The sequence below is a fragment of the Agrococcus phoenicis genome (assembly GCF_047302415.1).
Lineage (GTDB): Bacteria > Actinomycetota > Actinomycetes > Actinomycetales > Microbacteriaceae > Agrococcus.
The window spans coordinates 384,635-407,654 of record NZ_CP154854.1 but is presented as its reverse complement, the minus strand read 5'-3'; the positions used below and the strand labels follow the sequence as shown (position 1 = coordinate 407,654).

Sequence of the window (23,020 nt, the reverse complement as noted above, 5' to 3'; positions counted from 1 at the left end):
GATGAGCCTACGGATAGAAAGTACATGAAGTACGTTGCGTAAGGAACTTCATTCCATGAACGGTAACGCGAACGTTACATACGGCTACAGTGGCGACGTCGAAAGGAGCGCCGATGCCTGTCGGACCCGCACGCCCGGTGCCGGGCACGCTGCTCGTCGAGGTGCGGGCGCTGCTGCCATCGCTCCGGCCGGCGGAGCGCCGCATCGGCGAGTCCCTGCTGTCGGATCCTGAGGCATTCGCCACCAGATCCATCGCGCAGATCGCGGAGCTCGCCGACACCTCGACCACCACCGTCGTCCGCTTCACCCGTCGGGTCGGCTACGACCGCTTCCGGGATCTGCGCCACGACCTCACCGAGCAGAACCTCCGCGAGCGCATGGCCGCGGACGAGCTCGGCGGCCAGCCGACCGACATCTCCCCGGACGACGGCATGGAGGAGATCGTCGCGAAGATCGCGCGCAACGAGACGATGTCCATCGCCGATACGGCGCAGGTCGTCGACATCGCGTCGCTCGAGCGCGCGGTCGCCGCGATCGACGCCGCGCATCGCGTCGACCTCTACGGGGTCGGCGCCAGCGCCATCGTGGCCGTCGACCTGCAGCGGAAGCTCGCCCGCATCGGGCGCGTCGCGCTCGAGTGGCCGGAGTCGCACGCAGCCTGGACCGCGGCAGCAGTGCTGGGCTCGACCTCGGTCGCCATCGCGATCTCCCACTCGGGAGCCACGACCGACACGGTCGAGTTCCTCAGGCTCGCGCGCGCGTCCGGCGCCGTGACGATCGCCATCACGAACCACGAGCAGTCGCCGCTGGCGCGGGCAGCCGACGTGGTCCTGCGCACCGCCGCGCGCGAGACGCCGTTCCGCTCCGGTGCGCTCGGCAGCCGCATCGCCCAGCTCATGGTCGTCGACTGCCTCTTCACCGGCGTCGCCCAGGCGCGCTACGAGGAGTCGATCGCCGCGCTGCGTCGCACGCGCGACGCGATCAGCCTGCGCACCGCCCGCTGAGGTCGACCGGGCTGGTCGCCGGCCGGTCTCCTGCGCCGAGGCTAATGGTGTTAGCCTCAGCGCATGACCGCCTCCGCTCCTGCTCCGCGCCTCGCCGTCGAGGGCGTCGAGCTCGCCTACGACGCCATCGGCCCCGCCGAGGACGCCACGGCCCCGCTCGTGGTGCTCCTGCCCGGCATGGGCGACCTGCGCAGCGCCTATCGGCACCTCGCGCCGCTCCTCGTCGCCGACGGGCTGCGGGTGGCGATGCTCGACCTGCTAGGGCACGGCGACTCGGGCCGCTCGCCCGAACCGGTCGGTCAGCAGCGCATCGCTCGCGCCGCGGTCGCGCTCGTCGAGCGACTGGGCGGGCCCGCGATCGTCGTCGGCCATTCCTTCACGCCGGACAGCGCGCTGCTCGCGTCGCAGCTCGCGCCCGAGCGCATCGTCGGCGCGGTCGCGATCGCGCCCTGGGCCTCGACGCCGCGCCAGCCCTGGCCGATGCGCGTCCTCACGCGGCTCGTGACGAGCTCACCGCTGCTCTGGTCGCTCTTCTACCGCTCCCTCCACAAGAGCCCGCCTGCCGACCACGCCGCGCACCGCGCCCGCATCGTGGCTGCGCTGCGGCGCCCGCGCGGCACCGAGGCACTCGTCGTCATGGGCGCCGGCAGGACGAAGGATGCGGAGGGCTCGCGCCGAGACCAGACGGCGCCGGTCGTCGTGGTGATGGGGTCGGACGACCCCGACTTCCCCGATCCCGCAGCGGAGGCGCAGGCGTACGCAGCAGCCGTCGGGGACGCCGCCTGCCAGGTCGAGGTGCGCATGATCCCGGGCGCGGGCCACTACCCGCACGGCGAGCGCCCTGCCCAGACGGCCGAGGCCGTGCGCTCGCTCGCGCGGCGCCTGGGCTGGAGCGTCGGGACGCCCGGTGCCTAGGGCCGGCCTCTCCCCCGCGGCGCTGGTCGCACTCGCCCTGGACGAGATCGACGCCACCCGAGGCGCACCGCTCTCCCTCGGTGCCGTCGCCGCACGAGCCGGCGTCCGCACTCCCTCGATCTACAAGCACGTCGCGGGGCTGCCCGAGCTCGAGGCCCTCGTCGCGGCCCGCGTCTACCGCGACCTCGGCGACGCGCTCGAGACCGCGCTGGAGGCCGCTGCCGACCAACGGCCCGGGACCGCCGACGCGGTGCGCGCCTTCCTGCACGGCTATCGGTCGTTCGCCGCATCGCACCCCGGTCGCTACCGCTGGCTCCCCGTGCAGCCGAGCGGCCATCCGGAGCTCGACGCAGCGGCCGAGCGCGTGCTCGCCGTCGCCGCTCGCGCGGTCGAGGGCGCCGGCGACGAGGCGATCCACGAGCTGCGCGGCCTGCGAGCGGTCGCGCACGGGTTCGCGATGCTGGAGGCTGCCGGGGGCTTCGGCATGCCGGCAGACGTCGACGACTCCTTCGACCGACTCGTCGAGCGCCTGGCCGGGTGAGCCGGAGCGGACGCGGGGGCGATGCCGGCGGTCACGAGCATGAGCGGGATCTGCGGCGCGACCTCGTTCGCTGAGAGCGGGACGCCCGCGGGGTGCGCAGCCATACGCTGGAAGCATGGCGACGACCGACATCACCAAGGACACCCTCGAGCAGGCGATCGACGGCGGCGGCATCGTGCTGCTCGACTTCTGGGCCGCGTGGTGCGGGCCCTGCCGCACCTTCGCCCCGGTCTTCGAGCAGGCCTCCGAGCAGCACGAGGACATCGTCTTCGGCAAGATCGACACGGAGGCCGAGCAGGAGCTGGCAGCCGGGTTCCAGATCACCTCGATCCCGACCCTCATGGCCTTCCGCGAGGGCGTGCTCGTGTTCTCGCAGCCGGGCGCGCTGCCGGCGCCGCAGCTCGAGCAGCTCATCGGCGCGGTCCGCGGCCTCGACATGGCCGAGGTGCACGCGAAGGTCGCGGAGCAGCGGGCGGCTGCGGCGGCCGATCCGAGCTGAACCGCACCCGGATATGGCGAAAGCCCCCGCGTCGCGGGGGCTTCTCAGCGCTGGGGTACCTGGACTCGAACCAAGAACAAAGGTACCAGAAACCTCCGTGTTGCCAATTACACCATACCCCAATGGTCACGCGCCGGAGCGGGCGAACCAAGAGTCGAGCATACCGGAGGCCGGGGCCGAGCGCCAATCGTGACCGTGGACGCGCTCACCGCGGCGCCGGCGCGGAGCGACAGGGAGCGGACCGCACCGCGCTCGGGCTCCGGGAGCGGGCAGCGCCTCGGCTCGGCTCGGGCAGCCGAGCCGGCCGGCGTCAGCGGCCGCGGGCGATGAGGTCGCGGTTGATGACCGACGCGGCGATCGTGCCCGCGCCGGCGGCGACAGCCAGCTGGCGGAAGCCCGGCGTGATGTCGCCCGCCGCGTAGATGCCCTCCACCGAGGCGCGCTGCGCGCGGTCGACCAGCACGAGGCCCTCCTCGTCGGTGTCGAGGCCGAGCGCCTCGGCGAAGCCGAGCTGCGGATGCCACCACGGGCGCACGAAGCCGCCGGTGCGAATGCTGCGCGTGCCGTCCTCCAGCACGATCGCCTGCATGCCGGAGCGGTCGCCCTCGATCGCCGCGATCGGGGTGCGCACGAGGGCGACCCCGTGCTCGGCGAGATGGGCCCGACCCGCCTCGCTCACCGCATCCGACCCGTTCGTGAAGACGGCGAGGTCGTCGGTGTGGCGGCGGATGACCATCGCGCGCTCGACGAGGTCATCGGTCTCGCCGATGAGCGCGAGCGCCTGCCCGCGCTTGTCGTAGCCGTCGCAGTCCATGCAGGAGTGCAGGCTCGTCCCGTACCAGGGGCGCACGTGCTTCGAGGCAGGCAGCGTCTCGCTGAGCCCCGTCGCGATCAGCACGGCTACCGCGCGGGTCTCGCTCTCGGCGCGCGAGCCGGGCTGCTCGGCCTGCACGGCGAAGCCGTCGTCGACGCGCGCGATCTGCTGCACCAGCGCGCGCTCGTGCGTGACGGTCGGGTAGCGCAGCACCTCGTCGCGGCCCATCGTGCGCAGCTCGAGCGGCGAGCTGCCGTCGCGCGTGATGAACCCGTGCGACTGCAGCGTCGCCGCGTGGCGCGGCCGGTTGGAGTCCAGCAGCGCGACGGTGCGCTGCTGGCGCGCGAGGTTCAGCGTCGCGGCGAGGCCCGCCGGGCCGGCGCCGATGACGACGACGTCGACCTGCATCAGACCCTCGCGGCCAGCCGGTCGATGCGGGCGAGCGTCGCCTCGCGGCCGAGCAGCTCCATCGACTCGAACAGCGGCGGCGACACGCGGCGACCCGTCACGGCGACGCGCAGGGGCGTGAACGCGAAGCGCGGCTTGATGCCGAGGCCCTCGACGAGCACCTCCCGCAGCACCTGCTCGATCGAGGCGGTGTCGAAGTCCTCGAGCTCGGCGAGCGCGCGCTTCGACGCCTCGAGCGTCGCGAGCGCGTCCTCGCCCAGCTTCGCCACGGCATCCGCGTCGTGGTGGATGTCCTCCGTCTCCAGGAAGAGGAAGCCCAGCATGTCCTCCGCCTGGCCGATCAGCTGCATGCGCTCCTGCACGAGCGGAGCCGCCTGCGCGAGCAGCGCTCGCTGCGCCTCGGTCGGCTCCCCGTCGAAGACGCGACCGAGGTAGGGCTCGAGGCGCTGCGCGAAGTCGTCGGCGGCGAGCATGCGCACGTGGTCGCCGTTGATCGACTCGGCCTTCTTCGGATCGAAGCGGCTGGGGTTGGGGTTGACGTCGGCGACGTCGAAGGCGGCGATGAGCTCGTCGCGCGTGAACACGTCGCGATCGGGCGCGATGGACCACCCGAGCAGCGAGAGGTAGTTCAGCAGCCCCTCGGGGATGAACCCGGCCTCGCGCAGCAGGAAGAGGTTCGACTGCGGGTCGCGCTTCGAGAGCTTCTTGTTGCCCTCGCCCATGACGTAGGGCAGGTGGCCGAAGCGCGGGATGGCGCTCACCACGCCGATCTCGGCGAGCGCGCGGTAGAGCGCGATCTGGCGGGGCGTCGACGACAGGAGGTCCTCGCCGCGGAGCACGTGCGTGACGCCCATGAGCGCGTCGTCGACAGGGTTCACGAAGGTGTAGAGCGGGGCGCCGTTCGGGCGCACGACCACGAAGTCGGTGAAGGAGCCGGCCGGGAAGGTGATCTCGCCGCGCACGAGGTCGTCGAACGAGAGCTCCTCGTCGGGCACGCGCAGGCGCAGGCTCGGCTGGCGACCCTCGGCCCGCAGCGCCTCCCGCTGCGCCTCGGTCAGCTCCCGCTCGAAGTTGTCGTAGCCCTGTCGGGGGTCGCGGCCCTGCTCGATGTTGCGCGCCTCGATCTCCTCCGCGGTCGCGAACGACTCGTAGAGATGACCGGACGCGCGCAGCCGCTCGATGATGTCGGCGTAGATCTCGCCGCGCTGCGACTGCCGGTACGGGGCGTGCGGGCCGCCGGTCTCGACGCCCTGATCCCAGTCGATGCCGAGCCAGCGCATGGCGTCGAGCAGCTGCTCGTAGGACTCCTGGCTGTCACGAGCGGCATCCGTGTCCTCGATGCGGAAGACGAGCGTGCCGCCGTGGTGCCGCGCGTACGCCCAGTTGAACAGGGCGGTGCGGATGAGCCCGACGTGCGGGGTGCCGGTGGGCGAGGGGCAGAAGCGCACGACGACATCGCTGCCCGTCGCGGCCGAGAAGGGGACGCTCATGATGCCTCCCATCCTAGGCGTGGGAGGATCGCGAGCGATGCCCACCACCGATCCGATCGCCGACCTGGTGGCCGGTCTCGCGCACGCCACGGTCGCAGGCCGGCGAGGCCGTGCCGCGACGGCGCGAGAGATCGAGGGCGATCTGCGCGAGGCCGTCGCGGCCCGCATCAGCGCCGGCGAGTCCGCAGGCGATGCGGCTGCCGCGGTCGTCGCCGAGTTCGGCGATCCTCGTGCGATCGCCGCCGAGCTCTCGACCGAGCTGCTGGCCGAGCGAGGGCTCCGCTACACCGCCGGCTCGGTCGTCGGCGCCCTGGTGCTGCTGGCCGCCTGGTTCGGCGCGATGAGCTGGCTCGTCACGGTGCCCGGCTTCCACGTGCCCGCTGAGCACGGGTGGATGCTGCGGGTCTCGCGCTCGCTCGACCTCGCGGGACCGCTGGTGATCGCCGCGGCGGTCGCCGGCTGGCTCACGATCCGCCGCTCGGGCTCGCTCGCCGCAGCGGCTGCGGTCGCGGCGCTGCAGCTCGGCTTCGCCGTCGCGCTCGTGGCCGGAGCGGTGCTCATGGCGTCGTCGCTCGTCGTGCCGGCAGCCGCGGCCGGCGTGCTGGGAGCGCTCGTCGCCACGACCGTCGTGCTCGGGACCGGCCTGGCGTCGGCCTCCGTGGGCCTGCTCGTGCGGTGGCGGCTCGTCAGGCGCGAGCCGAGCCGAGCACGCTCGTGATGAGCGACGAGGTGGTGGACCACGCGCTGCGCTCCTGCTCGAGCGCGGTCGCGCCGGCGGTCGTGAGGCGGTAGACGCGCTTGGAGCGGCCGCCCGTCTCCCACTCCCCCTCGATGAGACCGCGTCGCTCCAGCCGCTTCAGCGCCGGGTAGACGGTGCCGCTCGGGAAGTCGAGCGCTCCCCCGCTGCGCGCGCGGATCCGCTCCACCGCGCCATAGCCGTGCACCGGGCCGTCGGCGAGGACCGCGAGCAGCATCGCGTCGACGTGACCGCGGAGCGCGTCGGAGGTAGCCATGCCGTCATCCTAGGAGAGCCTGCCTGCATATGCAGACAGCCTGCAGCGCCACCGGAGGCAGGCTGCGGCCGCGCTCGGGTCGACCCGCGCCTGCTCGCCGCCCTCCGATGCCGACGAGGCGAGGAGGCGCGCCTAGCGGCGGCCGCCGCCGAGCAGCCCGCCGAGCAGGTCGCCCAGACCGCCGAGGCCGCCGCCCTGCTTGGAGCCGCCGCCCAGCACGCCGCCGAGCAGGTCGTCGAGGCCGAAGCCCTCGCTCTGCTGCCGCGCCTGGCCCTGCTGGCCGGGGGTCGGGATCTGCTGCTGGCTGCCGGGCGAGCCCTGGCCGAACGGCGAGTCGAATCCGCCGCCGGAGTGCTCCGGCGCCTCAGCCTGCGCGGGACCGCCCTGGGCGAAGAACCGGTTGGCGATCCACGCGATCACGATGGGCGCCACGATCGGGAGGATCTTCTGGATGATGCCGCCGAGCGCCGAGCCGCCGCCGGCCGCACGCGCGATCTGCTCGGTGTTGTCGCCGAAGACGTTGCGCACGATGCGCTGCCCGTCATCCGGGTCGATGTTGCCCGCCAGCCGCTCGTCCAGGTGCCCCTGGTGGGCGCCGAGCGCGCCCATCAGCGACTGCGCACCGGAGGGGTCGTGGGCGTTGGCCTGCATGCCGCCGACGAGCGCCGGCACGATGGCCTCGATCGCCTGCCGCGCCTCCGCCTCGTCGACGCCCGCCTGCTGCGCCACCTGCTGGATGGGGATCTGACCGATCAGCTGCTGGATCTCCGACATGACTCCTCCTCGAGCCTCGGGGGCGGCGGTGCCGCCGGTGCCCCGATGCTACTCAGACCGCCTGCTGCGCCACGACGGGATTCCTCAGGGTGCCGATGCCGGGGATCTCGACCTCGACGGTCTGGCCCGCGGCGAGCGGCCCGACACCGTCCGGCGTGCCCATCAGCACCACGTCGCCGGGCAGCAGGGTCATGGATGCCGTGATCCAGCTGAGCACGGTCGGCGCGTCGAAGATCCAGTCGGTCGAGGGCCCGTCCTGCGCGACCTCGCCCTCGAGGCGCGTGATGACGCGCAGCGCATCCCAGTCGGGCTCGGTCTCGACGGCAGGGCCGAGCGGGCAGAAGGTGTCGAAGCCCTTGGCCCGCGCCCACTGCGGCTCGCGCCGCTGCAGGTCGCGCGCCGTCACGTCGTTCGCGACCGTGACCCCGAAGACCGCGCCGAGCGCGTTCGCCGGCGTGAGGCGGCGGGCGACCCGCCCGATGACGAGCGCGACCTCGCCCTCGAAGTGCACGTCCTCCGACTCCGGCGGCAGCACGATCGCGTCGCCCGGCCCGATCACCGAGGTGTTGGGCTTCAGGAACACGAGCGGCTCGGTGGGCACCTCGTTGCCGAGCTCCGCGGCGTGCTTGGCGTAGTTGCGGCCGACCGCGACGACCTTCGAGCGCGGGATCACGGGCGCCAGCAGGCGCACGTCGCTGAGCGGCACGCGCGTGCCGGTCGTGTCGAAGCCCATGACGATCGGATCGCCGACGAGCTCGACGAGCGCGTCGTCGTCGACGACGCCGTACCCGATGCGGTCGCCGTGGGCGAAGCGCGCGACCCGCATCAGCGTGCCTCCGCGCTCTCGGTCGCCCCTGTCGCCTCCGTCAGCTGCACCATCCAGCCGTGCGGATCCTCGGCCCGTCCGTACTGGATGTCGGTCAGCTGCGTGCGCAGCGCCGTCGCGACGGGGCCGGCCGGCGCGAGCTCGTCGCCGATCACCTCGTCGGGGCTCTTCAGCGCGGCGATCGGGGTCAGCACCGCCGCGGTCCCGCAGGCGAAGGCCTCGGTGATGCTGCCGTCGGCGACGCCGTCGCGCCACTCTGCCAGCGTGACCGTGCGCTGCTCGACCGCGTGCCCCGCATCCGCCGCGAGCTGCAGGAGGGAGTTGCGCGTGACGCCGTCGAGGATCGAGTCGGAGGCCGGGGTGACGAGCGTGCCGTCCGCCTTGACGAGCACGACGTTCATGCCGCCGAGCTCCTCCAGGTCCGTGCCCTCCTCGTTCAGGAAGAGCACCTGCGCGCAGCCGTGCTGCGCGGCCTGCTGCGTCGGCAGGAGGCTGGCCGCGTAGTTGCCGCCGCACTTCGCGGCGCCGGTGCCGCCCTTGCCCGCGCGGTTGTACTCGCGCGAGAGCCAGATCGAGACGGGCTTGACGCCGCCCGGGAAGTAGGGCCCTGCAGGGCTCGCGATGACCATGAAGCGCACCGTCTGCGCGGCGCGCACACCCAGGAACACCTCGTTCGCGATCATGAACGGGCGCAGGTAGAGCGAGTCCTCGCCGCCCGTGGGCACCCACGCCTCATCGATCGCGACGAGCTGGCGCACGGCTTCGACGAAGTCCTCCTCCGGCAGCTGCGGCAGCGCGAGGCGCTCGGCCGAGCGCTGCATCCGGCGCGCGTTCTGATCGGGCCGGAAGGTCCAGACGGAGCCGTCGGCGCGACGGTAGGCCTTCATCCCCTCGAAGATCTCCTGGCCGTAGTGCAGCACCGCGGATGCCGGGTCCATCTGGAGCGGGCCGTAGGGCTCGACCCTGGCGTCGTGCCAGCCGCCCTCCAGCGTCCAGTCGATCGAGACCATGTGGTCCGTGAAGTGCCGACCGAAGCCGGGCTCGGCGAGCACGCCCGCACGGACGTCGTCGGCGGCGGGGCGGTCGCTGCGCGTGAGCGCGAACTCGAGGGTCATGCCTGCTCCTTGGAAGCGAAGGACGGGGAAGCGGTGGTAGCCGAGGAAGCGGGGGTGGGCGACGACGCGCCGGAGGGCGATGCGCCGCGGGATACCGCGATGCGGTCGACGATCGCATCGCCGACCTCGCTGGTGCTGCGCGCCCCGCCGGGCTCGCGCGCGTCGACGTCGGCATCGACCGCGTCGCGGATGCGCTGGCCCGCCGCCGGGTGCCCGGAGTGCTCGAGCAGCAGCGCAGCGGAGAGGATCGCGGCGGTGGGGTCGGCGATGCCGCGCCCGGCGATGTCGGGTGCGGAGCCGTGCACCGGCTCGAACATGCTGGGGTACTCGCCCGAGGGGTTGAGGTTGCCGGATGCGGCCAGGCCGATGCCGCCGCCGACGGCACCGGCGAGATCGGTGAGGATGTCGCCGAACAGGTTGTCGGTGACGATGACGTCGAAGCGGCTGGGCCGGTCGACCATGAAGATGGTGGCGGCGTCCACGTGCAGGTAGTCGACCTCGACGGCCGGGTGCTCGAGCGCGACCGCGTCGACGATGCGCTGCCAGAGCGCACCGGCGTGCACGAGCACGTTCTTCTTGTGCACGAGCGTCAGGCGCCGGCGGCGCTGCTCGGCGAGCTCGAAGGCGAAGCGCACGACGCGCTCGACGCCGAAGGCGGTGTTCACGCTCGTCTCGTTGGCGATCTCGTGCTCGGTGCCGGTGCGGAGCGAGCCGCCGTTGCCGACGTAGGGGCCCTCGGTGCCCTCGCGCACGACGACGAAGTCGATCTCCCCCGGGTCGCGGAGCGGGCTCTCGACCTTCGGGTGCAGGCGCGTCGGCCGCAGGTTCACGTGGTGGTCGAAGGCGAAGCGCAGGCGCAGCAGCAGGCCGCGCTCGATGATGCCGCCGGCGAGGCGGGCGTCGGCGGGGTCGCCGCCCACCGCGCCCAGCAGGATCGCGTCGTGCTCGGCGAGCCGTGCGAGCGTCTCCTCGTCGAGGACGACGCCGGTCTCGAGGTAGTGAGCCGCGCCGAGCGCGAACTCGGTCTCCACCAGCTCCACGCCGTCGAGCGCCGCGCGCATGGCGCGCCTCGCCTCGAGCGTGACCTCCGGCCCGATGCCGTCTCCTGCGATGACCGCGAGGCGCAGCTGCTCCACACTTCCTCCTTGCGGCGCTCCTGGGCGCCCGTCGACCGGCGGCGCTGCTGCCTCGCAGGCCGCGCGACCAGCCTAGTCGCGCGCATGTCGACCGCTGCGTCCCAGGCTTCCAGGGGTACAGTGCCAGCATCGGCGGCCTGCCATGGGCCGTCACGACGAACGGAGACCTCCTTGAGCATCGGCTTCGGCATCTTCCTCATGGCCATCGGCGCGATCGTCGCCTGGGCAGTGCCAGCACTGTGGCAGGTCGACGGCGTCGACTGGGCCCTCATCGGCTACATCCTGCTGGGCGCGGGCGCGCTCATCACCATCATCGGCATCGCCGTGAGCGCGCGCTCCGGGCGCACCTCGCAGGTGTCGCGCTCGAGCGTCGACCCGAGCACGGGCACGCGCGTGGAGCGCACGGAGCGTCGCGACGACCTGATCTGACCAGCGCACCGCGCCGACGGGGCGCTGCATCGCGAGAGCGAGGCAGCGCCCCGTCGCTCGTGCAGGCCGGGTCGGCTGCGCTCAGCCTCGCGCCGCCTCGTCGATGCGGGCCGCGAGCTCTGCAGGCTTCGACCACATCGGCCAATGGCCCGTGGGGAGGTCGACCAGCGTGAGCGCCCGGTGCTCGAGCAGTCCGGCGAGGAACCCCATGCCCTGCTCGGCGTAGGAGCGGTAGTCCTCTGCCGGGAACGCCGTGCAGATGATGGTCGCCGGCACGTCGAGCCGTCGGTCGTCCGTCAGCCGAGCTGGGTCTCGCACGGCACCTGCGGGCTCTGGCACCGCGCGACCGCGCAGTGCAGCCAGCTGCTCCTCGCTCAGGTCGCGCATGGAGCCCTGCTCCAGCTCGTCCTCCCAGTTCGCCTCGATCGGCAGCGCGTCGCCCTCGAAGCTCGCGTCCATGGCGAACCCGTCGACCACCGGAGCGGTGTCGACCCAGACCGAGCGCAGCACCCGGTCGACGTTCCGGTCGATCGCGACGGTCGCGGGGATGGCCGCGCCGCTGTGCGCGACGAGCACCACGGGGCCATCGCCGATCGCCGCCTCGATCGCGACGACGTGGTCCTCGAGCGCGATCTCCCCCGGGTGCGCGAAGCCGGGCTCGAGGCCGGGCAGCGTGAGCGCCTCGACGTCGTGGCCGAGCTGCCGCAGCCGCGCGGCCACGTCGTCCCACGCCCAGGCGCCGAGCCAGAAGCCGGGGATGAGCAGGATCCGTGCGGGTGCAGTGGTCATGCAGGCGACGCTAGCCGCTCCCGCCCACATCGGCGAGGCTCGATGCGGCGGGCGCTCAGTCCTCCGAGCCGCGCAGCGACACCCATGCGACGACCATCGCCAGCGCCATGAGCACAGCGCCCGAGACGCTCGTCGCGATCACGCCGTGGTCGAACGCGGTGCGCGCCGCCTCCAGCAGCCGCTCCCCCGCGGCGCCCGCGCCCTCCGTCGCGGCGACGGCGCCGCCGAGGGTCTCGCGCGCCGCTCCCGCCATCGCCGCGTCGGTGCCGGCCGGCACCACGAGCGTGGCGCGGTAGACCGCGGTGAGCAGGCCGCCGAGCACGGTGGTGCCGAGCACGGCGCCGAACTCGTAGGCGGTCTCGGACATGGCGGACGCAGCGCCGGCCTTGGCGGGCGGCACCGCGGTGAGGATCATGTCGTTCGAGACCGTCTCCGCGGCACCGATGCCGAGCCCGAGCAGCGCGAACGCGAGGGCGATGCCCGGCACCGAGACGCCCTCGCCGAGCACGGCGAGCATGCCGTAGGCGGCGAGCGAGGCGCTCAGCGCGACCACGACGGCGACGCCCGGATCCACCCGCCGCACGACGCGCACGACCAGCAGTCCGGAGCCGATCATCGCGATGACGCCGGGCACGAGCACGAGCGCCGCGTCGAGCACGGGCATCGCCTCGACGAGCTGCAGGTGCTGCGTGACGAAGAAGAGGAACCCGGTGAGCGCGACGACGCTCAGCAGGTTGACCAGCAGCGCGCCGCTGAACTGCGGCAGCCGGAAGAGCCCGACGTCGAGCATCGGCTGGGCGACGCGTCGCATGCGGCGCACGAACAGCCAGCCGGTCAGCACCGCGACCAGCACGAGCGCGATGCCGAGCGGGTCGACGCCCTTGACCGCGATCTCCTTGATGCCTGCGGCGAGCCCGCCGAGCGCGAGCATCGAGAGGGCGATGCCGATCGGGTCGATCGGGCCGGGCGCGGGGTCGCGCGACTCGTCGACGAGCAGCGGCGCGAGGATCAGCAGCGGCAGCAGCACGGGCACCGCGATGAGGAAGATGGCGCCCCAGTGGAAGTGCGCGAGCAGCGCGCCCCCGACGATGGGGCCGGCGGCCGAGCCGACCGAGAACCCCGTCGCCCACACGGCGACGGCGAGGCGGCGCTGCTGCCGGTCGAGGAAGATCGTGCGCAGCAGCGCGAGCGTCGCCGGCATGAGCGTCGCGCCGAAGAAGCCGATCGCGGCGCGCGCGGCGATCAGCAGCTCTGCCGTGGGCGCGAAGGCGGCGAGCACCGAGACGATGGCGAAGCCCGTGGCACCGATGAGCAGCAGCCGGCGGCGCCCGACGCGATCGCCCAGGTTGCCCATCGCGACGAGCAAGGTCGCGAGCACGAGCGAGTAGGCGTCGACGATCCAGAGCTGCTGCGACGAGGTCGGCTGGAGCGACTGCGCGATCTCGGGCAGCGCGAAGTTCAGCGCCGTGATGTCGATCGAGACCAGCAGCACCGGCAGCATCAGCACCGCGAGCGCGGCCCAACCGCGCGCTCCGGCGCGCGCGGGCGCGGTCGGAGGGGCGGAGGCGGTGCGGATGTCGTCGGTCACCCGAATACTGTACCGTCTGGACGGTTTTTTGTCGAGGTAGGGTGAGGACCATGAGCAAGGCAGACGACACGAGGGATCGCATCCTGGATGCGTTCGAGCAGCTCGTGCTCGAGCACGGTGAGCGCGCCGGCACGATCGCTGCGACCGCGGAGGCCGCCGGGGTGTCGAAGGGCGGCCTGCTCTACCACTTCGGCTCGAAGGCCGCGCTCGTCGAGGGCCTCGCCGAGCGGCTCGACCGCTTCGGCGTCGAGGAGGAGGAGCGGCTCTCGCCCATGCCCGACGCCGTGCAGGTCTTCCTGCGCGAGTCGCTCGCCGCCGAGCATCCGATCGACCGCACGCTCGTCGCGCTGCTGAAGCTCGGGCAGCACGACGAGCACCTCGCGGCGCGCGATGCGCTCACGCGCCTCGACGAGCACTACCTCGCAGCGCTCACCGCGAGCCTCGGGGATCGCGACCTGGCGCTGCTCGTGGTGCGGCTGAGCGACGGCATCTACCTGCGATCGGTGATCGGCGGATCCGGCTCCCTGCCGGCCGACTCGGTCGAGCGCGTGATCGCGCGCCTGGAGCTGCTGCTCGAGCGGTGAGCGGCTAGAGCTCGCGGATCTCGATCTGCCGGATCGCGCTCGCATCGATCGAGGCGCTGAGCTGCTCGATGAGCGCCTCGGGCGCCGCCTGGTCGATCGTGACGATCGACAGCGCGTCGCCGCCCGCCTCCGTGCGCGCGATCTGCATGCCGGCGATGTTGATGCCCGCCTCGCCGAACGCGGCGCCGTAGGTCGCGACGATGCCCGGCCGGTCGACGTACTCCATCACGACGAAGTGCTGCGCGAGCGGCACCTCGACCGACTGCCCGTTGACGCCGACGATCTTCTCGATCTGCTTCGGCCCGGTCAGCGTGCCCTCGACGCTCACGCGGCGGCCGTCGCTCGTCGCCAGCACGACCTCGACGACGTTGCGGTACTCCTCGCTGCGCTCGTCGGCGGTCAGCGTGCTCGTCACCCCGCGCGACTCGGCGAGCACGGGCGCGTTCACGAACGTCACCTGCTCGCTGACGATCGACGAGAAGAAGCCCTTGAGCGCCGCGAGGCGCAGCACCTTGACGTCGTAGGCGGCGAGCTCCCCGTGCACGGCGACGTCCACCGACTCCACCGGTCCCCCGGCGAGGCCGGCCGCGAACTGGCCGAGGCGCTCCGCCAGCGGGATCCCGGGGCGCACGTACTCGTCGATGATCCCGCCTGCGACGTTCACCGCATCCGGCACCAGGTCGCCGGCGAGCGCGAGGCGCACCGAGCGGGCGACGGCGATGCCCGCCTTCTCCTGCGCCTCGTCGGTGGAGGCGCCCAGGTGCGGCGTGACCTGGATGTTGGGGGCGCTCGTGAGCGCGTCGTCCTGCGGCGGCTCCGAGACGAAGACGTCGATGCCGGCGCCCGCGATGCGGCCGCTGCGGAGCGCTTCGGCCAGGGCAGCCTCGTCGATGATGCCGCCGCGCGAGGCGTTGACGATGCGCAGGCTGGGCTTCGCGAGCGCGAACTGCGCCTGACCGATCAGCCCGACCGTCTCGGGCGTGCGCGGGATGTGGATGGTGATGAAGTCGCTCTCCGCCATCAGCTCGTCGAGCGAGCGCAGCTCGACGCCCAGCTGCGCGGCGCGCGCGGGGCTGACGAAGGGGTCGAAGGCGATGAGCTTGGTGCCGAACGCGGCGAGGCGCTCGGCGACGAGCACGCCGATGCGGCCGAGGCCGACGATGCCGACGGTCTTCTCGTAGAGCTCGACGCCCGTGTACGCCGAGCGGTTCCACTCCCCGCGCTTCAGCGACGCATCCGCCGCCGGGATGTGCCGGGCGAGGCCCAGCAGGTGCGCGATCGCGAGCTCTGCCGCAGAGACGATGTTCGAGGTCGGAGCGTTCACCACCATGACGCCGGCCTTCGTGGCTGCCGGGATCTCGACGTTGTCGAGCCCGACGCCCGCGCGGGCGACGACCTTCAGCTGCGGCGCGTGCGAGAGGGCCTCGGCGTCGATGCGGGTGGCGCTGCGCACGAGCACGGCGGATGCGTCGGCGAGCGCCGCGAAGAGCGCGGCGCGGTCGGTGCCGTCGACGCTGCGCACGTCGAAGTCGGGGCCGAGGGCATCGACGGTCGCGGCCGAGAGCTCTTCGGCGATCAGGACGACGGGCTTGGACATGCGGACTCCTCGCGAGGTGGGGGCAGGCAGCACCACGTCGTGCCGCGACCAGCCTACCGAGCGGCGCGTGCCGGGCGAGCGCCGCCGTCACGGGGCGTCACCGTCGTGCCCCGGCCTGCGGGAGCGCCGGCGTGCGAGAGAATGGGCGTGATGGACGCCTTCGCACTCGCGCAGCTCGTGCTGCGCATCATCCTCGCCCTCGTCTTCGTCGGCATGGGTCTGACGCACTTCGTGCCGCGCGTGCGGCGCACGATGGCGGCGATGATCCCAGCCGGGATCGCCGGACCGGAGCGTCGTCGAGCCCTGCCGCTCGTCACGATCTCGGGCGTCGCCGAGGTGCTCGGCGGCATCGGGCTGCTCGCGCCCTGGTGGGGCGTGCGCTTCGCGGCGGGGATCGCGCTCATCGCGCTGCTGATCGCCGTCTTCCCGGCGAACGCCGAGGCGGCGAAGGATCCGAAGCGGTTCGGCGCCGTGGCGATGCCGCTCGTGCCGCGCGCGATCGGGCAGGTCGTGCTCGGGGCGCTGCTGCTCGTCGCCGTGATCTGACCGGTCGCCCGGGACGCCTCAGCCGCCGAGCGCGGCCACGGCGATCTGCCGCGCCAGCTGCTCGGCCAGCAGGCTGAGCTGCGCGCTCACCGCGAGCGCCACGAGCAGCACGCCGGCCTTCGGCACGAGGCGCATGCCCCGCCCGATCCAGAGCGCGGCCAGGAACAGCAGCGCGGGCAGCGCGATGCCGGCGACCAGCAGCCACCACGGCGTCGAGCCCTCGATGCCGCTGCCCAGGTAGAGCAGCGGCAGCTGCTGATGGTTCGCCACGGCCTCGACGGTGTCGTAGCCGAAGCCGAGCGCGAAGAGCAGCGCCACGATCCAGCTGTCGCCCGGCCGCTCCTCGCGCGGGGTGCGCTCGTCCCGCACCTGCTCGTCCTGCACCTGGTCGTCCTGCACCGCATCGTCCTGCACCGCATCGTCCTGCACCGGGTCGTCGCCCGCCTGCGCCGCGCTCATGCCAGCAGCCCTGCCACGAGCGGCCACGGCGCAGTGACGACGAGGCCGGCGATCCACCAGGGCCCGCGGCGCTCGAGCGGCGCGCACCGGTCGACCACGAGCCACCACAGCAGCGGCGCGAGCACCGCGAGCAGCTCGCCGAGCTGATACATCGCGAGGCCCAGCAGGCTCGGCTGGTCGACGGGGTTGGCGAGCACGACGACGATCCATCCGGCGGTCGCCGCGAGGGCGAGCAGCAGCACGAGCCAGCCGAGCGGCCCGCGCGGTCGCGCGGCGCGGACGGGGGCGGCGGATGCCTCGGCGCGGGCCGCGCGGTCCGCCTCGGCCTGCGCCTCCGCTTCGGCGACCGACAGGCGATCGAGATCGTCGTCGCCCTCCCAGCGGAGGGCGTCCTCGTCAGTGCTCATCGACTCGATGCTACCTGCGGCAGGTCGGCGGCCCAGGTGATGGAGGCGCCGTGCGGATGCGTGATCGCGAGCGGCTCGCCGTCGCGACGCAGCACGAAGTCGGCAGGCCCCGCCCACGGTGCCGCGGGCCCGAGCTCGAGCGTCGCGCCCTCGTTCGCCACCCACGTGACGGGCAGCCCGTGCATCAGCGCGGCGAAGTCGGCGCGCGCCGCCGCGGGCACGTAGGCCAGCACCGCCGAGTGCCACACGACCACGGTCGGCGCGTGCCGCGCGGCCTCCTCGACGATCGTCCGCGTGTCCGTGATCAGGTCGCCGCGCCGCACGTGGGCGCGCTCGCGCCGAGCGATCGCGATGCCCGTGCGCACCCGGTCGACGCGTGCGCCGTCGACGCCGCCCGACGCATCCGGCCACACCAGGGCCTCGAGCCACGCCCGCGTGTCGGGGTCATCGGGGTCGAGCGGCTGCAGGTCGAGGCCCCCGCGCCAGGCGACGGTCGGGGGCTGCGGCGGCAGGGGCGTGGAGGGCGACGCCTCGGTCTCGAGCAGCGGCAGGCTCGCGTCGCCCAGCAGCCTCCCCGGCCCGAAGCGGTAGCGCCAGCGATCGGGGTAGAGGCAGAGCCCGGCGGATGCGCCCACCTCGACGAGCGCGATGGGCCCGCTCAGGTGCGCGATCGCGGGCATCAGCGTCGCCATGCGGCGCGCCTCGTTGGTCTGCGTCATGCGCGCGAGCATCGTTGCGCGGATGCGGTGCCAGCTGCCGGCGATCATGTCGCGCACCTGCGCCCACGGCTGCAGCGGCACGCCCTCGAAGCGGGCGGCGGCGAAGAGCAGGTTGGCCTGGCGCTTCAGCGGATCGAGCTCGGCGATCGCCGCGCACAGCCGCGGATCGTCGGCGACGCCCTCCGCCCACTCGGCGTAGCGAGGCGAGCGCTCGCCTGCCTCCACCCGCGCCCAGCGCCGATAGGCCTCGCTGACCCGTTCCTCGTCGGTGACGCTCTGCATGCTGCCCAGCATGGCACTGCGGCCGCGCAGGCGCCGCCGGCCTAGGCCTCGGTGCGCTGCCGCAGCGGGCAGGCCGCCGGGCCCTCGAGCCTTGCGCCGTCGGGCGCGAAGCGCGAGCCGTGCGCGGTGCAGTCCCAGCTGCGCCCCTCGGCGTTCCACTGCACGAGCGCGCCGACGTGCGGGCAGAAGGCGGAGACCTGCCGGGTCTGGCCCTCGACGGTCGAGGTCGCGACGATGCGCACGCCCTCGCGACCGAGGCTGCCCTGGCCCTCGGCGGGCACGGACGCGGGCGTGAGCGCCTGGCCCCACGCCCGCATGTCCGCTGCGCCGCTCGCGGCGGCGGCACCTGCGAGGCGGCCGAGCGCGACGGGCGTGATGCCGCGCCGGCGCAGCGCGCGCGACCAGCTGGGCTCGTCGCCCACGATGCGACCCGCGAGCGCCAGCGCGCTCATCGCTCCGGCAGTCATGCCCCACTTGTCGAAGCCCGTCGCCAGCAGCACGCGGCCGCGCGAGCCCGGCCGCGCACCGACCCAGGGCAAGCGGTCGGGCGTGCGGTAGTCCTGCGCGCTCCACTCGTGGGTGCGCTCCGCATCGGGCCAGTGCTGCAGCACCCAGCGGTCGAGCTCAGCGACGATGCGCCGCGTATCGCGGTGGCGTCCCACCGCGTGGCCGCCCCCGCCGGCCACGAGCACCCGCTCCCCGCCGAGCATCGCCGTGCGCAGCGAGCGGCTCGGCTCGTCCACGCTGAGCGCCATGACCTCCGGCAGCGGTGCCGAGGTGCGGTACGAGGCGGCGTACGAGCGCTGCGCCTCCAGCAGCGTCGACGTGCCGCGAGCGGGAACCGGCGACCCCGTCGCCAGCACGGCGGTGCTCGCGTGCCAGTGCCCCGCATCCGACTCGATCTCGACGCCGTCGCGCCCCGCCCGCACCCGGCGCACGGAGGCGTGCGCGATGCTGCCGCCGTGCTCGCGCAGCTCGTCGGCGAGCGCGGCGAGCATCGTCATCGGCTGCAGCTGCGCCTGGCCGGCGAGCTGCAGGGAGCCGGCGGTGGCGAAGGGCAGTGGCTCGGCGCCCCCGCGCTCGACGGGCAGCCCCAGGCTGCGCGCCGCCTCGAGCTCGCGCTCGATGCTCGCGGCACCGCCTGCGCCGAAGGCGAAGGAGACGGCCGGGCGCAGCTCGGCGGGAGCACCGCGGCGCTCGAGCAGCTCGAGCAGCCAGCGCTGGCCGGCGAGCGAGCCGTCGACGTACGCCTGCGTGGCCTCGCGACTGGCGAGCCGCAGGATGCGGTGCAGGCGGTCGCCCTGCAGCAGGCTGAGCTTGGCCGTGGTGTTGCCGGTCGCGACAGCGCCGATCGGGCGCGCCTCGAGCACCACGACGCTCGCGCCGCGACGGGCGAGCAGCGCTGCGGTCGCGAGGCCCGTGACGCCTGCGCCGATCACCGCGACGTCCGGCCGCCGGTGCGAGGCATCGTCGAAGTCGATGGTCGGGCCGTCGGCGTGCCACAGAGCAGTCATGTACCCCAGCCAAGCGAGGCGGCGGGGCATGCGCAAGGGGCGAGCGCCCAGGTGGAGCCGCACGCCCCGGCTGCCGCGTCCGCGCCGCGCACGCGGGGCCGCGCGAGCGACGGTCGCGGGAAGAGCAGCAGGGGCGAGGGATCCGCGTGGACCCCTCGCCCCTGCAGTGGATCAGCGGCTCAGCGCTGGGCGCTGCCGTCCACGTAGTCGGCGTCCGGCTGCTCCCACGCGAAGAGGTCGCGCAGCTTCTTGCCGGTCGCCTCGATCGGGTGGCTCTCGGCCTTGGCGCGGAGCTCCTTGAACTCGGGGCCGCCTGCGTCCTGGTCGCCGATGAAGCGCTCGGCGAAGGCACCCGTCTGGATGTCCTTGAGCACGGCCTGCATGTTCTCCTTGACGCGCGCGTCGACGACGCGCGGGCCCGAGACGTAGTCGCCGTACTCGGCGGTGTCGGAGACCGACCAGCGCTGCTTGGCGATGCCGCCCTCCCACATGAGGTCGACGATGAGCTTCAGCTCGTGGAGCACCTCGAAGTAGGCGATCTCCGGCTGGTAGCCGGCCTCGGTGAGGGTCTCGAAGCCGTACTGCACCAGCTGCGAGACGCCGCCGCACAGCACGGCCTGCTCGCCGAACAGGTCGGTCTCGGTCTCCTCGGTGAAGGTCGTCTTGATCCCGCCGGCGCGGAGGCCGCCGATCGCCTTGGAGTACGACCACGCCGTCTGCCACGCCGAGCCCGACGCATCCGTCTCGACGGCGACGATCACGGGCACGCCGCGACCCGCCTCGAACTCGCGGCGCACCGTGTGCCCGGGACCCTTCGGCGCGACGAGCACGACGTCGATGCCCTCGGGCGCGTCGATGTAGCCGAAGCGCACGTTGAAGCCGTGGCTGAAGACGAGGGTCTTGCCCTCGGTCATGTGCTGCGCGACCTCGTCGTTGTAGATGTGGCGCTGGAACTGGTCGGGCGCGAGGAGGACGACGACGTCCGCCCACTCGGCGACCTCGGCGGGCGTGCCCACCTCGAAGCCGGCCTCCGTCGCCTTCTGGCGGCTCTTCGACTCCGGCTGCAGGCCGACGCGGACCTCGACGCCCGAGTCGCGCAGGTTCTGCGCGTGCGCGTGGCCCTGCGAGCCGTAGCCGACGATCGCGACCTTCTTGCCCTGGATGATGCCGAGATCGGCACCGTCGTCGTAGATGACCTCAGTCATGGATGACTCCTTCTGTTCGTTCGTACGTGTGTGGTGGCTCAAGGGCGCGCGTCAGCCGCGGTCGCCCTTGAGCACGCGCTCGCTGATGGACTTGCCGCCGCGCCCGATGGCCAGCAGGCCCGACTGCGCGATCTCCTTGACCCCGTAGGGCTCGAGCAGCCGCAGCAGCGCCTGGCACTTGGGCGAGTCGCCCGTGACCTCGATCACGAGCGCATCGGTCGTGACGTCGACGACCCGCGCCCGGAACAGCGTCGCCGCCTCGAGGATCTGCGAGCGGGTCGAGTTGTCGACGCGCACCTTGATCAGCATGTGCTCGCGCTGCACCGACTGCCCGGGCTCGAGCTCGACGATCTTCACCACGTTCACGAGCTTGTTGAGCTGCTTCGTGACCTGCTCGAGCGGCAGCTGGTCGACGTCGACGACGACGGTGATGCGGCTGAGCCCCGGCACCTCGGTGCGGCCCACCGCGAGCGAGTCGATGTTGAAGCCGCGACGGGCGAAGAGCCCGGCGACGCGGCTCAGCAGACCCGGCTTGTCCTCCACCAGGAGCGACAGGACATGCGTGCTCATCACTCCTCCTCCCAGACGGGGCTGTGATCCTTCGCGTACTGCACGAAGGAGTTCGACACGCCCTGCGGCACCATCGGCCACACCATCGAGTCCTTCGAGACGATGAAGTCGATCACGACCGGGCGGTCGTTCGTCTCGAGGGCGAGCCTGATGGCCGGGTCGATCTCCTCCGGCGTCGTGACGCGGATGGAGAGGCAGCCGTAGGCGTCGCCCAGCTTCACGAAGTCGGGGATCATCTTCGCGTCGGTGCCGGTCTCGAGGTCGGTGAACGAGTGCCGGCCCTCGTAGAACAGGCTCTGCCACTGCCGCACCATGCCGAGCGACGAGTTGTTGACGATCGCGACCTTGATGGGGATGTCGTTGAGCGTGCAGGTCGCGAGCTCCTGGTTGGTCATCTGGAAGCAGCCGTCGCCGTCGATCGCCCACACCACCCGCTCGGGGTCGGCGACCTTCGCGCCCATCGCGGCGGGCACCGCGTAGCCCATGGTGCCGGCGCCGCCGGAGTTGAGCCAGGCGTTCGGCCGCTCGTACTTGATGAACTGCGCGGCCCACATCTGGTGCTGGCCGACGCCGGCGGCGTAGACGCCCTCGGGGCCGGTGAGCTCGCCGATGCGCTGGATCACGTGCTGCGGCGAGAGCTTGCCGTCGGTGGGCGGCGTGAAGCCGAGCGGGAACCGCTCCTGCAGCCCGTGCAGGCGCTCCCACCAGTCGGTCAGGTCGGGGCGCTCGCTGACCGCGAGATCCTGGAACGCGATCGACAGGTCGGCCAGCACGTCCCGCACGTCGCCGACGATCGGCACGTCGGCGGCGCGGATCTTGGAGATCTCCGCGGGGTCGACGTCGACGTGGATCACCTTGGCGCCGGGCGCGAACTCGGCGACCTTGCCGGTGACGCGATCGTCGAAGCGCGCACCGAGCGCGAGGATCAGGTCGCACTCCTGGAACGCGAGCACCGCCGGCACCGCGCCGTGCATGCCGGGCATGCCGAGGTGCTGGGGATGCGAGTCGGGGAACGCGCCGCGCGCCATGAGCGTCGTGACGATCGGCGCGCCCGTCGCCTCGGCGAAGTCGAGCAGCTCCTGCGAGGCCTTCGCGCGGATCACGCCGCCGCCCACGTAGAGCAGCGGGCGCTGCGATTGCGAGAGCAGCTGCGCTGCCGCCGCGATCTGCTTGCCGTGCGCCTTCGTGACGGGTCGGTAGCCGGGCAGGTCGACCTTCTCCGGCCAGACGAACGGCGCGGAGTTGGCCTGCGCGTCCTTCGTGATGTCGACGAGCACGGGGCCGGGGCGGCCGGTGGAGGCGATGTGGAAGGCGGCCTTCAGCACGCCCGGCACATCGGCGGGGTCGGAGACCTGGAAGGTGTGCTTCGTGATGGGCATCACGATGCCCGTGATGTCGGCCTCCTGGAACGCATCCGTGCCGATCAGGTGGCTGAAGACCTGACCGGTGATCGCGACCATCGGCACCGAGTCCATGTAGGCGTCGGCGATCGCGGTGACGAGGTTCGTGGCGCCCGGGCCCGACGTCGCCAGGCAGACGCCGACGCGGCCGGTGGCTGCGGCGTAGCCCTCGGCGGCGTGCCCGCCGCCCTGCTCGTGCCGCACGAGGATGTGGCGGATCGCGCTCTGCTGCATGAGCTCGTCGTAGAACGGGATGATCGCGCCGCCGGGGATGCCGAAGACGTCGGTGACCCCGAGGAGCTCGAGCGACTTGAGGACGGCGCCGGAGCCCGTCAGGGTCTGCGGCGAGGCCTCGCGCGGGGGCGCGGGCCGTGGGGTGATGGTCATGGCTCTCCT

General features: G+C 73.0%; 25 protein-coding genes and 1 tRNA gene. 8 read left to right on the top strand and 18 right to left on the bottom strand.

Features of this window, described 5'->3' with window-relative positions:
- Positions 1–113: 113 nt before the first annotated feature.
- From AA0Z99_RS02005 to trxA, 4 genes are all read left to right on the top strand, one after another.
- Entirely contained in the window at positions 114–1,004 is an 891-nt protein-coding gene (locus AA0Z99_RS02005) for a MurR/RpiR family transcriptional regulator (RefSeq protein WP_413318970.1), read from the top strand.
- A 63-nt stretch (positions 1,005–1,067) separates the two neighbouring features.
- A complete protein-coding gene (locus AA0Z99_RS02000; RefSeq protein ID WP_413318968.1) occupies positions 1,068–1,919 on the top strand; it encodes an alpha/beta fold hydrolase in 852 nt (283 codons plus the stop codon).
- Positions 1,912–2,460: a TetR/AcrR family transcriptional regulator gene (locus AA0Z99_RS01995; protein WP_413318966.1), complete on the top strand. Its 549-nt coding sequence runs from the start codon at positions 1,912–1,914 to the stop codon at positions 2,458–2,460. The genes AA0Z99_RS02000 and AA0Z99_RS01995 overlap by 8 nt, the downstream gene beginning before the upstream one ends.
- Before the next feature lie 115 nt (positions 2,461–2,575).
- Positions 2,576–2,959 carry a thioredoxin gene (gene trxA, locus AA0Z99_RS01990; protein WP_413318964.1) on the top strand — a complete coding sequence of 128 codons (384 nt, stop codon included), beginning with the start codon at positions 2,576–2,578 and terminating at the stop codon, positions 2,957–2,959.
- A gap of 50 nt (positions 2,960–3,009) precedes the next feature.
- On the opposite strand, the gene AA0Z99_RS01985 is transcribed toward trxA, so the two are convergent.
- The 3 genes from AA0Z99_RS01985 to gltX form a co-directional block, all read right to left on the bottom strand.
- Positions 3,010–3,081, bottom strand: a tRNA-Gln gene (locus AA0Z99_RS01985).
- Between the two features lie 188 nt (positions 3,082–3,269).
- Entirely contained in the window at positions 3,270–4,181 is a 912-nt protein-coding gene (locus AA0Z99_RS01980) for an NAD(P)/FAD-dependent oxidoreductase (RefSeq protein ID WP_413318962.1), read from the bottom strand.
- Positions 4,181–5,671 (bottom strand): glutamate--tRNA ligase, encoded by a 1,491-nt coding sequence (gltX, locus tag AA0Z99_RS01975; protein ID WP_413318960.1) that lies wholly within the window; start codon positions 5,669–5,671, stop codon positions 4,181–4,183. Before gltX ends, AA0Z99_RS01980 begins: the two co-directional genes overlap by 1 nt.
- Before the next feature lie 37 nt (positions 5,672–5,708).
- Here gltX and AA0Z99_RS01970 point away from each other — a divergent pair, with 37 nt between their 5' ends.
- On the top strand, positions 5,709–6,389 hold the full coding sequence (locus AA0Z99_RS01970) for a permease prefix domain 1-containing protein (RefSeq protein ID WP_413318959.1): 681 nt from the start codon (positions 5,709–5,711) through the stop codon (positions 6,387–6,389).
- On the opposite strand, the gene AA0Z99_RS01965 is transcribed toward AA0Z99_RS01970, so the two are convergent.
- From AA0Z99_RS01965 to AA0Z99_RS01945, 5 genes are all read right to left on the bottom strand, one after another.
- Complete coding sequence (locus AA0Z99_RS01965) at positions 6,358–6,684, bottom strand: PadR family transcriptional regulator (RefSeq protein WP_413318957.1); 327 nt, start codon at positions 6,682–6,684, stop codon at positions 6,358–6,360. The genes AA0Z99_RS01970 and AA0Z99_RS01965 overlap by 32 nt on opposite strands.
- A 132-nt stretch (positions 6,685–6,816) precedes the next feature.
- Positions 6,817–7,458 (bottom strand): DUF937 domain-containing protein, encoded by a 642-nt coding sequence (locus AA0Z99_RS01960; RefSeq protein WP_413318955.1) that lies wholly within the window; start codon positions 7,456–7,458, stop codon positions 6,817–6,819.
- Between the two features lie 52 nt (positions 7,459–7,510).
- Positions 7,511–8,284 carry a fumarylacetoacetate hydrolase family protein gene (locus tag AA0Z99_RS01955; protein ID WP_413318953.1) on the bottom strand — a complete coding sequence of 258 codons (774 nt, stop codon included), beginning with the start codon at positions 8,282–8,284 and terminating at the stop codon, positions 7,511–7,513.
- Positions 8,284–9,399 carry a branched-chain amino acid aminotransferase gene (locus AA0Z99_RS01950; RefSeq protein ID WP_413318951.1) on the bottom strand — a complete coding sequence of 372 codons (1,116 nt, stop codon included), beginning with the start codon at positions 9,397–9,399 and terminating at the stop codon, positions 8,284–8,286. The genes AA0Z99_RS01955 and AA0Z99_RS01950 overlap by 1 nt, the downstream gene beginning before the upstream one ends.
- The gene (locus AA0Z99_RS01945; RefSeq protein ID WP_413318949.1) at positions 9,396–10,535 is read right to left on the bottom strand and encodes a 3-isopropylmalate dehydrogenase; all 1,140 of its coding nucleotides are present in this window, start codon (positions 10,533–10,535) and stop codon (positions 9,396–9,398) included. Before AA0Z99_RS01945 ends, AA0Z99_RS01950 begins: the two co-directional genes overlap by 4 nt.
- 171 nt (positions 10,536–10,706) lie before the next feature.
- Here AA0Z99_RS01945 and AA0Z99_RS01940 point away from each other — a divergent pair, with 171 nt between their 5' ends.
- Complete coding sequence (locus tag AA0Z99_RS01940) at positions 10,707–10,964, top strand: DUF6458 family protein (protein WP_413318947.1); 258 nt, start codon at positions 10,707–10,709, stop codon at positions 10,962–10,964.
- 81 nt (positions 10,965–11,045) lie between these two features.
- On the opposite strand, the gene AA0Z99_RS01935 is transcribed toward AA0Z99_RS01940, so the two are convergent.
- Both AA0Z99_RS01935 and AA0Z99_RS01930 read right to left on the bottom strand, forming a co-directional pair.
- Positions 11,046–11,753 (bottom strand): lipase family alpha/beta hydrolase, encoded by a 708-nt coding sequence (locus AA0Z99_RS01935; protein WP_413318945.1) that lies wholly within the window; start codon positions 11,751–11,753, stop codon positions 11,046–11,048.
- A gap of 55 nt (positions 11,754–11,808) precedes the next feature.
- Positions 11,809–13,347, bottom strand: a complete 1,539-nt coding sequence (locus tag AA0Z99_RS01930; RefSeq protein WP_413320730.1) for an MFS transporter — start codon at positions 13,345–13,347, stop codon at positions 11,809–11,811.
- 44 nt (positions 13,348–13,391) lie between these two features.
- On the opposite strand from AA0Z99_RS01930, the gene AA0Z99_RS01925 reads away from it, so the two are divergent.
- Positions 13,392–13,925, top strand: coding sequence for a TetR/AcrR family transcriptional regulator (locus tag AA0Z99_RS01925; RefSeq protein ID WP_413318943.1), 534 nt, complete (start codon positions 13,392–13,394; stop codon positions 13,923–13,925).
- A gap of 4 nt (positions 13,926–13,929) precedes the next feature.
- On the opposite strand, the gene serA is transcribed toward AA0Z99_RS01925, so the two are convergent.
- A complete protein-coding gene (serA, locus tag AA0Z99_RS01920; protein ID WP_413318941.1) occupies positions 13,930–15,522 on the bottom strand; it encodes a phosphoglycerate dehydrogenase in 1,593 nt (530 codons plus the stop codon).
- Positions 15,523–15,672: 150 nt separating this feature from the next.
- Here serA and AA0Z99_RS01915 point away from each other — a divergent pair, with 150 nt between their 5' ends.
- Positions 15,673–16,068, top strand: coding sequence for a DoxX family membrane protein (locus tag AA0Z99_RS01915; protein WP_413318939.1), 396 nt, complete (start codon positions 15,673–15,675; stop codon positions 16,066–16,068).
- Positions 16,069–16,086: 18 nt separating this feature from the next.
- Here AA0Z99_RS01915 and AA0Z99_RS01910 read toward each other — a convergent pair whose 3' ends face one another.
- From AA0Z99_RS01910 to AA0Z99_RS01880, 7 genes are all read right to left on the bottom strand, one after another.
- Positions 16,087–16,527, bottom strand: coding sequence for a hypothetical protein (locus tag AA0Z99_RS01910; protein WP_413318937.1), 441 nt, complete (start codon positions 16,525–16,527; stop codon positions 16,087–16,089).
- On the bottom strand, positions 16,524–16,934 hold the full coding sequence (locus AA0Z99_RS01905) for a hypothetical protein (protein ID WP_413318936.1): 411 nt from the start codon (positions 16,932–16,934) through the stop codon (positions 16,524–16,526). The genes AA0Z99_RS01910 and AA0Z99_RS01905 overlap by 4 nt, the downstream gene beginning before the upstream one ends.
- Complete coding sequence (locus tag AA0Z99_RS01900; protein WP_413318934.1) at positions 16,931–17,935, bottom strand: DUF2332 family protein; 1,005 nt, start codon at positions 17,933–17,935, stop codon at positions 16,931–16,933. The genes AA0Z99_RS01905 and AA0Z99_RS01900 overlap by 4 nt, the downstream gene beginning before the upstream one ends.
- 41 nt (positions 17,936–17,976) lie before the next feature.
- On the bottom strand, positions 17,977–19,449 hold the full coding sequence (locus AA0Z99_RS01895; protein ID WP_413318932.1) for an FAD-dependent oxidoreductase: 1,473 nt from the start codon (positions 19,447–19,449) through the stop codon (positions 17,977–17,979).
- Between the two features lie 179 nt (positions 19,450–19,628).
- Positions 19,629–20,654, bottom strand: a complete 1,026-nt coding sequence (ilvC, locus tag AA0Z99_RS01890) for a ketol-acid reductoisomerase (RefSeq protein WP_413318930.1) — start codon at positions 20,652–20,654, stop codon at positions 19,629–19,631.
- A gap of 51 nt (positions 20,655–20,705) precedes the next feature.
- A complete protein-coding gene (ilvN, locus tag AA0Z99_RS01885) occupies positions 20,706–21,224 on the bottom strand; it encodes an acetolactate synthase small subunit (RefSeq protein ID WP_413318928.1) in 519 nt (172 codons plus the stop codon).
- Positions 21,224–23,011: an acetolactate synthase large subunit gene (locus tag AA0Z99_RS01880; protein ID WP_413318926.1), complete on the bottom strand. Its 1,788-nt coding sequence runs from the start codon at positions 23,009–23,011 to the stop codon at positions 21,224–21,226. Before AA0Z99_RS01880 ends, ilvN begins: the two co-directional genes overlap by 1 nt.
- Between the last annotated feature and the right edge of the window lie 9 nt (positions 23,012–23,020).

Coding starts and splice junctions, on each gene's coding strand:
- AA0Z99_RS02000 (WP_413318968.1), top strand. CDS start 1,068: ATGACCGCCTCCGCTCCTGCTCCGCGCCTCGCCGTCGAGGGCGTCGAG.
- gltX (WP_413318960.1), bottom strand. CDS start 5,671: ATGAGCGTCCCCTTCTCGGCCGCGACGGGCAGCGATGTCGTCGTGCGC.
- AA0Z99_RS01955 (WP_413318953.1), bottom strand. CDS start 8,284: ATGCGGGTCGCGCGCTTCGCCCACGGCGACCGCATCGGGTACGGCGTC.
- trxA (WP_413318964.1), top strand. CDS start 2,576: ATGGCGACGACCGACATCACCAAGGACACCCTCGAGCAGGCGATCGAC.
- AA0Z99_RS01925 (WP_413318943.1), top strand. CDS start 13,392: ATGAGCAAGGCAGACGACACGAGGGATCGCATCCTGGATGCGTTCGAG.
- ilvN (WP_413318928.1), bottom strand. CDS start 21,224: ATGAGCACGCATGTCCTGTCGCTCCTGGTGGAGGACAAGCCGGGTCTG.
- AA0Z99_RS01935 (WP_413318945.1), bottom strand. CDS start 11,753: ATGACCACTGCACCCGCACGGATCCTGCTCATCCCCGGCTTCTGGCTC.
- AA0Z99_RS01970 (WP_413318959.1), top strand. CDS start 5,709: ATGCCCACCACCGATCCGATCGCCGACCTGGTGGCCGGTCTCGCGCAC.
- AA0Z99_RS01960 (WP_413318955.1), bottom strand. CDS start 7,458: ATGTCGGAGATCCAGCAGCTGATCGGTCAGATCCCCATCCAGCAGGTG.
- AA0Z99_RS01980 (WP_413318962.1), bottom strand. CDS start 4,181: ATGCAGGTCGACGTCGTCGTCATCGGCGCCGGCCCGGCGGGCCTCGCC.
- AA0Z99_RS01880 (WP_413318926.1), bottom strand. CDS start 23,011: ATGACCATCACCCCACGGCCCGCGCCCCCGCGCGAGGCCTCGCCGCAG.
- AA0Z99_RS01915 (WP_413318939.1), top strand. CDS start 15,673: ATGGACGCCTTCGCACTCGCGCAGCTCGTGCTGCGCATCATCCTCGCC.
- AA0Z99_RS01910 (WP_413318937.1), bottom strand. CDS start 16,527: ATGAGCGCGGCGCAGGCGGGCGACGACCCGGTGCAGGACGATGCGGTG.
- AA0Z99_RS01950 (WP_413318951.1), bottom strand. CDS start 9,399: ATGACCCTCGAGTTCGCGCTCACGCGCAGCGACCGCCCCGCCGCCGAC.
- AA0Z99_RS01965 (WP_413318957.1), bottom strand. CDS start 6,684: ATGGCTACCTCCGACGCGCTCCGCGGTCACGTCGACGCGATGCTGCTC.
- AA0Z99_RS01905 (WP_413318936.1), bottom strand. CDS start 16,934: ATGAGCACTGACGAGGACGCCCTCCGCTGGGAGGGCGACGACGATCTC.
- serA (WP_413318941.1), bottom strand. CDS start 15,522: ATGTCCAAGCCCGTCGTCCTGATCGCCGAAGAGCTCTCGGCCGCGACC.
- ilvC (WP_413318930.1), bottom strand. CDS start 20,654: ATGACTGAGGTCATCTACGACGACGGTGCCGATCTCGGCATCATCCAG.
- AA0Z99_RS02005 (WP_413318970.1), top strand. CDS start 114: ATGCCTGTCGGACCCGCACGCCCGGTGCCGGGCACGCTGCTCGTCGAG.
- AA0Z99_RS01900 (WP_413318934.1), bottom strand. CDS start 17,935: ATGCAGAGCGTCACCGACGAGGAACGGGTCAGCGAGGCCTATCGGCGC.
- AA0Z99_RS01895 (WP_413318932.1), bottom strand. CDS start 19,449: ATGACTGCTCTGTGGCACGCCGACGGCCCGACCATCGACTTCGACGAT.